This window comes from Kitasatospora putterlickiae, assembly GCF_039527695.1.
In the GTDB taxonomy this organism is placed as follows: domain Bacteria; phylum Actinomycetota; class Actinomycetes; order Streptomycetales; family Streptomycetaceae; genus Kitasatospora; species Kitasatospora putterlickiae.
Window position 1 is genome coordinate 11,393 of sequence record NZ_BAAAKJ010000095.1, and the last position, 6,976, is coordinate 18,368.

Sequence of the window (6,976 nt, forward strand, 5' to 3'; positions counted from 1 at the left end):
CAGGCCTGGTTGGGGATTTCGCCGGTGTGGATGGCGGTGAGGAAGGATTGCCAGGCGGTGGCGGTGAAGGTGAGGGTGGGGCCGTGGGGGTCCTTGCTGTCGCGGACCGGGACTATGCCCGTGAGGTCGCCGGCGACTTCGATGCAGTCACCCTGACCGTTGCTGTAGGTGCTCTTGCGCCAATGAACGGCCTCGAAGGGATGCTTCATTCGTCGTACTCCTCTGCGACTTGCCTCAACCACGTGATGGATTTCTCGGGCTGTACTGATGAGGCCATGAGGCGGAGGAACGCGTTCTCATGCCGCGTGACCTCGGAGGGGCGTTCCGAGTAGGTGCTGCTGGTCGTTGCCTCGGAGTAGGCCACGCTGCCGGGGATGTCGCTGAACGACAGCACCGAGAAGGACGCGCCCATGGCCGCGTGTGCGCCTGCCGAGAAAGGGAGGACCTGGATGGTGATGTTGGGCCGTTCGTGAGCCATGGTCGCGAGATGGGTCAACTGCTCGGCCATGTCGGGGCCGCCTCCGACAGGGCGCCTTATGACGGCCTCACCGATGATGGCCCAGAGCTGCGGCGGATCCCGGCGATCCAGGATCTGCTGGCGATCCATTCGGAGCGCTACACGACGTTCCACTTCAGAGGTGGACTCCGTGGGGTTCATGGCTCGGATGACGTGCCTGGCGTAGCTCTCGGTCTGGAGCAGACCCGGGACGAGCTCGCATTGGTACGTCACGATCTTCGTGGCGTCGGACTCGAAGCCGACGTAGGCCCGGAACCAGTCCGGCAGGGCGTCACCGTAGGCGTGCCACCAGCCTTGCTGCCGGCTCTGCCTGGTGAGCTTGAGGAACTGTTTCACCTCTTCGGGTGAAGTGATGCCGTAGTGGGACAACAGCTTGGCCGCGTCCCGTTCTTGTAGCGAGACCAGGCCGCTCTCGATACGGCTCAGCTTGGAGGCGGACCAGCCGAGGGCGGCGGCCACATCCTTTGCACTGAGGTCCCGTTGTGCGCGCAACTTGCCAAGCTCGCCGCCGAGCCTACGCCGCAGCACGGTCGGACTGCTCACTCGTCACACTCCCTGGCTGTTCGGGTCCTTGCATAGTCTGCCACCCCTTCTTGAGCCTCAACCATGATGGCAGAGGCTGCAATTGCAGATTGGATGCGCTTGCGCGTAATCCGCCGCAAGGTGCATGCTACATGCAGTAACTCGACGGATCGTCTGAGTGATCAGGCGGCTGGTCGCCGGGCATTCCTGTGCCCCCACTCAGCCGTCCCGTGGCAGCACCACGCCTTCAACTCCCCATGCCTGGAAGGTGAATCCGCCATGTCCCCCTGCAACTCCTCCCCCTCCTCCTTCTCCGCCTGGCTGCCGCGCAGCAGGCGCTCGCCCGGTGAAGCGCGCCGGTTGCTCGAACGGTTGCTCGCCAATGCGCCCGGCGGCGAACGCTTCATCGACGCCGGGCAGTTGCTCATCAGTGAGCTGGTGACCAACGCCGTCGTGCACGGCACGCCCATGGGGCGGCGGGTTCAGCTCGTCGTCTCCGTCGACCGGCGGCGGCTCCGGATCGAGGTGCACGACGCCCGGGGCGAGCGCGGGCCGGTGATCCGGGCGGCGAGCGGGGAGGACGAGTCCGGGCGGGGAATGATGATCGTCAAGTCGCTGGCACAGCGATGGGGATGCTGCTCGCGCGAGGGCGTCGGGAAGATGGTCTGGGTCGAGGTCGAGCCGGGCTGAGGTGCGACCAGCCCGCCAACCCCTGGAACTGACCCCTCCGGGCCCCGGGACCCCGGCCGCCTTCCGTGGCCGGGGTCCTTCGTCACTCCGTGAAGTCGCCCCCCGCCGGTTCCGGGCCGGTGGCGGGGTCGCGGGTGAGGAGGTAGCGGGCGCCGGGGCCGGTGGCGCCGGCGCGGTCGGCGGCGTTGTAGAGGCCGCAGCGGGTGAGGGAGAGGCAGCCGCAGCCGATGCAGCCGGTGAGTTTGGCCTTCAGCCGCTCCAACTCGGCGATCTGCTCGTCGATCCGGCTCTGCCAGGACTGGGCGACGCCGTCCCACTCCGCGCCGCTGGGGGCGCGGTGCTCGGGGAGGCGGTCCAGGGCGACCTTGGCCTCGTCCAGTGACAACCCGACGCGCTGGGCGGCCCGGACGAAGGCGATCCGGCGCAGGGTGCCGCGGGTGTAGCGGCGCTGGTTGCCGGTGGTGCGGGTGGCGTGGATCAGTCCCAGCTTCTCGTAGTACCGCAGCGCGGAGGCGGCGAGGCCGCTGCGGTCGGCGAGTTGGCCGATGGTGAGGAGGTCGTGCCGGCTGGGACCGTGGGCGCTCATGAGGCCACTGTAGCGCTTGACTTGAAGTCGACTTCAAGTAGCAGCATCGAGGGCATGACGACGACCACCCCCCTCGGCTACGCCGAGTTGCCGGGCCTGATGGCCCTGATGACCGGCGACGAGAAGCACGGTCCGGCCGCCACCTCCACCCTGGACGCGCTGTGGGTGCTGTACGACCGCGTCCTGCGGGTGAGCCCGGCCGGCGCCGACGGGCAGGACCGGGACCGGTTCCTGCTCTCCAAGGGCCACGGACCGATGGCCTACTATGCGGTCCTCGCCGCCAAGGGCTTCATCGACCCGGCGGTGCTGCCGAGCTTCGGCGCCTACGACTCGCCGCTCGGCCACCACCCGGACCGGCTGCTCATCCCCGGCGTCGAGATCAGCTCCGGCTCATTGGGCCACGGCCTGCCGATCGCGGTCGGCACGGCGCTCGGCCTGCGCGCCCAGGGGCTCACCGATCCGGCGGTCTGGGTGCTGCTCGGGGACGCCGAGTTCGACGAGGGCTCCAACCACGAGGCGGTGGCCTTCGCCGGCGCCGCCGGGCTGGACCGGCTGCACGCCCTGGTGATCGACAACTCCTCCGCCACCCACGGCTGGCGGGGCGGCATCGCGGCGCGCTTCGCCGCCGAGGGCTGGTCGGTGGAGACGGTCGACGGCCGCGACCACGAAGCGCTGTACGCGGCGTACACCGTCGAGCACCCGGGTCGGCCGCGGGTCGTGGTGGCCCGTGTCGAGTCGAAGAACTCCTGAGCCGGAAGGGGACCGAACACCCATGGACACCATGCGCGAGCGCTTCATCAAGACCGCCTCCCGCCTGCTGGACGAGGACCCGCGCCTCGCCGTCGTGCTGGCCGACATCAGCGCCGACGGCTTCCGCCCGGCCGCCGAGCGGCACCCGGACCGGCTGATCAACGTCGGCATCCGCGAGCAGTTGCTGATCGGCGCCGCCGCCGGCCTGGCCTTCACCGGGATGCGCCCGATCGCCCACACCTTCGCCAGCTTCCTCGTCGAGCGCCCCTTCGAACAGGTGAAGCTGGACCTCGGCCACCAGGGCGTCGGAGCCGTGCTGGTGAGCGCGGCCGGCTCCTACGACTGGCCGGCCGGCGGCCGTACCCACATGGCGCCGGGCGACGTCGCGCTGCTGGACACGCTGCCCGACTGGACGGTGCACGTGCCCGGCCATCCGGACGAGGCCGAGGTGCTGCTGCGCCACGCGGTGGCCGACGGTGACGGCAAGGTGTACCTCCGCCTCTCCGAGCACCGCAACGAGCAGGCCGTCGGCGTCACGCCGGGCCGGTTCACCGTCGTCCGGCAGGGCGGCCGGGGCACCGTGGTCGCGGTCGGCCCGATGCTGGACGCCGTGCTCGCCGCCACCGAGAACCTGGACGTCACCGTGCTCTACGCGGCCACCGTCCGGCCGTTCGACGGCGCCGCGCTGCTGGCCGCCACCGAGCAGAACGCGAACGTGGTGCTGGTCGAGCCGTACCTGGCCGGCACCTCCGCCAACGAGGCGCACGAGGCGCTCGCCGACCGTCCGCACCGGCTGCTGGCGCTCGGGGTGCCGCGCGGCGAGCACCGGCAGTACGGCTCGATCCCGGAGCACCTGGCCGCCTACGGCCTGGACGCGCACGGTCTGCGCGACCGGATCAGCGCCTTCCTCTGGTGACGGTCAATCAAGTGAGGACAACAGCAGCGGAGTTGGGTGAGAGGCTGAGCCGCCCCTTGGCGGCCGTGTGCTCCCCGAACGCCGCCACCACCTCCCCGGCCAGCGGCAGCACCGCCGCCGCCGTGCCGAGGTTGACCGCCACCCGGTAGCGCCCCCGGTGCACCACCAGCCACCCGGCGTCCTCGTCGGTCTCGACCCGCACCGCCGCCAGGTCGGGGTCCGAAAGCTCCGGGCGCTCGTGCCGCAGGCGGATCAACCTCCGGTACCAGTCGAGCAGTTCGGCGTGCGGGGCGCGGCGCGGCTCGGTCCAGTCGAGGACGGAGCGCAGCACGGTGGCCGGCTCCTGCGGGTCCGGTACCGCGTCCGCCGACCAGCCGTGCTCGGCGAACTCCCTGCGCCGGCCCCGGCGGACGGCCTCGGCGAGGTTGGGGTCGGTGTGGTCGGTGAAGTACTGCCAGGGGGTGGCCGCGCCCCACTCCTCGCCCATGAACAGCATCGGGGTGAACGGCGAGGTGAGCACCAGCGCGGCGCCGCAGGCCAGCCGGCCGGGGGAGAGGCTGGTGGAGACGCGGTCGCCGAGCGCCCGGTTGCCGATCTGGTCGTGGGTCTGCAGGTAGCCGAGCAGCCGCTCGCCGTGGGCGGGCGGGAACGGCCGGCCGTGGTGGCGGCCGCGGAAGGAGGACCAGGTGCCGTCGTGGAAGTATCCGCGGGTGAGCGCCTTGGCGACGGCGGCGAGCGGTGCGGCGGCGAAGTCCCCGTAGTAGCCCTGGGATTCGCCGGTGAGGGCGCAGTGCAGGGCGTGGTGGAAGTCGTCGCTCCACTGGGCGGCGAGCCCCTGCCCGCCGGCCTCGCGCGGGGTGGTGGTGCGCGGGTCGTTGAGGTCGGACTCGGCGATCAGGAACAGCGGACGGTTGCCCGCCACCGCCAACCGGTCGACCTCGTGGGCGAGTTCCTCCAGGAAGTGCACCGCCCGGTCGTCGGCCAGGGCGTGCACGGCGTCCAGCCGCAGGCCGTCGATCCGGTAGTCGCGCAGCCAGGCGAGGGCGCTGCCGATCAGGTAGGCGCGCACCTCGTCGGAGCCGGGCGCGTCCAGGTTGACGGCCGAGCCCCACGGGGTGTGGTGGCGGTCGGTGAAGTACGGGCCGAACCGCGGCAGGTGGTTGCCGGCCGGGCCGAGGTGGTTGTGCACCACGTCGAGGACGACGCCGAGGCCCTTGCGGTGCGCGGCGTCGACGAAGCGCTTGAGGCCCTCCGGCCCGCCGTAGGGCTCGTGCACCGCCCAGAGCGAGACGCCGTCGTACCCCCAGCCGTGCTTGCCGGGGAACGGGCAGACCGGCATCAGCTCGACGAGGTCGACGCCCAGCTCGACCAGGTGGTCCAGGCGGGCGGCGGCCGCGTCGAAGGTGCCGGCGGCGGTGAAGGTGCCGATGTGCAGCTCGTACAGCACCGCGCCGGCGAGCGGGCGGCCGCGCCACCCGGTGCGCGACCAGGGGAACGCGGCGTGGTCGACGGCGCGGCTGGGCCCGTCGGGGCCGTGCGGCTGCCGGGGCGAGCGCGGGTCGGGCAGCGGGCGGCCGCCGTCCAGGACGAACGCGTAGTCCCCGGCGGGCGCCTCGCCGTGCCACCACCCGGCGCGGGCGTCGTCCCGGGCCAGCGGGTGGCGGGAGCCGTCGACGGCCACCTCGACCCGCTCGGCGGCGTACGGCGCCCAGACCTCGTACCTCATGCCGCGTCCCTCCTGGTCAGCAGGGCCACCGGGAGGTCGGCCGTGAGGTCCTTCAACAGCACGGGCCCGGCGGCGAATCGACGGCCGGTGAGGGCGTCCGTCCACTCGCCCCCGGCGGGCAGGTGCAGTTCGGTGCCGCGCCAGCCGCCCCCGCGGGCGAGCCCGTACGGCAGGCGGGTGACGGCGGTGAGCACGTCCGGTCCGCGCCCGAAGGCGAGCAGGTGGTCGGCGGCCGGGCCGACGGCGGTGAGCGGGCGGTGGGCGCCCAGCGGGTGGGTGCGGCGCAGGTGCAGGGCGGTGGTGGTGAGGTGCAGCTTCTCGCGCGCCAGGTCGCCGGGGCGGGCGGTGGCGGAGTCGGTGAGCCGCACGGCCAGCGCCCCGAGGTCGACGGCGCGCCGGTTGTCCGGGTCGACCAGGGTGTACAGCGGCTCCTCGCTGCCCTGGTAGAGGTCCGGCACACCGGGCACGGTGAGGTGCAGCAGCGCGGCGGCCAGCGTGTTGGAGCGCGCGTACGGGGCGAGCGCGGCCACGTACCCCTCGATCCGGGGGAGCAGCCCGGGGTTGCCGAAGACGGCGTGCACCCGGTCGGCGAGCGCGCGTTCGAAGCGGGCGTTCGGGGTGGTCCAGGAGGTGTGGACCTTGGCCTCCCGGACGGCCTTGAGCACGGCGGCGACCAGCCGTTCGGGGGTGACCGGCCAGGCGGCGACCAGGGTCTGCCAGAGCAGCCAGTCGCCGTCGGGGTCGAGGAAGGCCCCGGCCCCGGCCGCGGTGGACCAGGCGGCGGCCTCCGCGGCCCAGGCCTCGGGCTGCTCGGCCAGCACGGCGAGCCGGGCGCGGGCGTCGGCGCTGCGCTTGGTGTCGTGGGTGGAGAGCACCGTCATGGTGTGCGGCCAGTGCCGTTCGACGTAGTGGCACCAGGCGTGGAAGTCCTCCGGACGCAGCCCGGGGCGGGCCGGCTCGCCGCCGACCTCGTTGAGGCTCAGCAGTGCGTTCCACCGGTAGAAGGCGGTGTCCTCGACGCCCTTGGCGGCGACCGCGGCGGCGGTCTGGGCGAAGCGGACGGCGAACTCGTCCTGCTCGGGGCCGCGCCCGAGCCGGCCCGCCGCGAGGGCGGCGACGAGGCGGTCGGTGGCGTCGACGGGTTCGCCGTCGGCGGCGAGCGCCTCGTGCAACTGCGCGGAAGAGGCGGGCGGCAGCGGCTCCCCGGGCCGCACGTACGGCCGGTACGCGGGGTAGCCGGTGAGCTGGCGGCGCAGCGCGGCGCGCAGC

The 6,976-nt window shown here is 72.7% G+C and carries 8 protein-coding genes; 3 read left to right on the forward strand and 5 right to left on the reverse strand.

Features of this window, described 5'->3' with window-relative positions; all coding sequences use genetic code 11:
• The coding region (locus tag ABD308_RS10215; RefSeq protein WP_344331180.1) for a DUF397 domain-containing protein at positions 1-209 on the reverse strand (209 nt) is incomplete at its 3' end.
• The gene (locus tag ABD308_RS10220; protein WP_344331185.1) at positions 206-1,060 is read right to left on the reverse strand and encodes a helix-turn-helix domain-containing protein; all 855 of its coding nucleotides are present in this window, start codon (positions 1,058-1,060) and stop codon (positions 206-208) included. The genes ABD308_RS10220 and ABD308_RS10215, both read right to left, overlap by 4 nt.
• A gap of 258 nt (positions 1,061-1,318) precedes the next feature.
• On the opposite strand from ABD308_RS10220, the gene ABD308_RS10225 reads away from it, so the two are divergent.
• On the forward strand, positions 1,319-1,729 hold the full coding sequence (locus tag ABD308_RS10225; protein WP_344331190.1) for an ATP-binding protein: 411 nt from the start codon (positions 1,319-1,321) through the stop codon (positions 1,727-1,729).
• Positions 1,730-1,811: 82 nt separating this feature from the next.
• Here the strand turns inward: ABD308_RS10225 and soxR are convergent, their stop codons facing one another.
• On the reverse strand, positions 1,812-2,315 hold the full coding sequence (gene soxR, locus ABD308_RS10230; protein ID WP_344331195.1) for a redox-sensitive transcriptional activator SoxR: 504 nt from the start codon (positions 2,313-2,315) through the stop codon (positions 1,812-1,814).
• Between the two features lie 54 nt (positions 2,316-2,369).
• On the opposite strand from soxR, the gene ABD308_RS10235 reads away from it, so the two are divergent.
• Positions 2,370-3,065: a transketolase gene (locus ABD308_RS10235; RefSeq protein WP_344331198.1), complete on the forward strand. Its 696-nt coding sequence runs from the start codon at positions 2,370-2,372 to the stop codon at positions 3,063-3,065.
• Positions 3,066-3,087: 22 nt separating this feature from the next.
• Positions 3,088-3,981, forward strand: coding sequence for a transketolase family protein (locus ABD308_RS10240; RefSeq protein ID WP_344331204.1), 894 nt, complete (start codon positions 3,088-3,090; stop codon positions 3,979-3,981).
• A gap of 7 nt (positions 3,982-3,988) precedes the next feature.
• On the opposite strand, the gene treZ is transcribed toward ABD308_RS10240, so the two are convergent.
• A complete protein-coding gene (gene treZ, locus ABD308_RS10245; protein WP_344331208.1) occupies positions 3,989-5,707 on the reverse strand; it encodes a malto-oligosyltrehalose trehalohydrolase in 1,719 nt (572 codons plus the stop codon).
• Positions 5,704-6,976 (reverse strand): malto-oligosyltrehalose synthase (locus ABD308_RS10250; protein WP_486327015.1); only part of this gene is annotated, 1,273 nt, incomplete at its 5' end. The genes ABD308_RS10250 and treZ, both read right to left, overlap by 4 nt.

Coding starts and splice junctions, on each gene's coding strand:
- ABD308_RS10225 (WP_344331190.1), top strand. CDS start 1,319: ATGTCCCCCTGCAACTCCTCCCCCTCCTCCTTCTCCGCCTGGCTGCCG.
- ABD308_RS10235 (WP_344331198.1), top strand. CDS start 2,370: ATGACGACGACCACCCCCCTCGGCTACGCCGAGTTGCCGGGCCTGATG.
- treZ (WP_344331208.1), bottom strand. CDS start 5,707: ATGAGGTACGAGGTCTGGGCGCCGTACGCCGCCGAGCGGGTCGAGGTG.
- ABD308_RS10240 (WP_344331204.1), top strand. CDS start 3,088: ATGGACACCATGCGCGAGCGCTTCATCAAGACCGCCTCCCGCCTGCTG.
- soxR (WP_344331195.1), bottom strand. CDS start 2,315: ATGAGCGCCCACGGTCCCAGCCGGCACGACCTCCTCACCATCGGCCAA.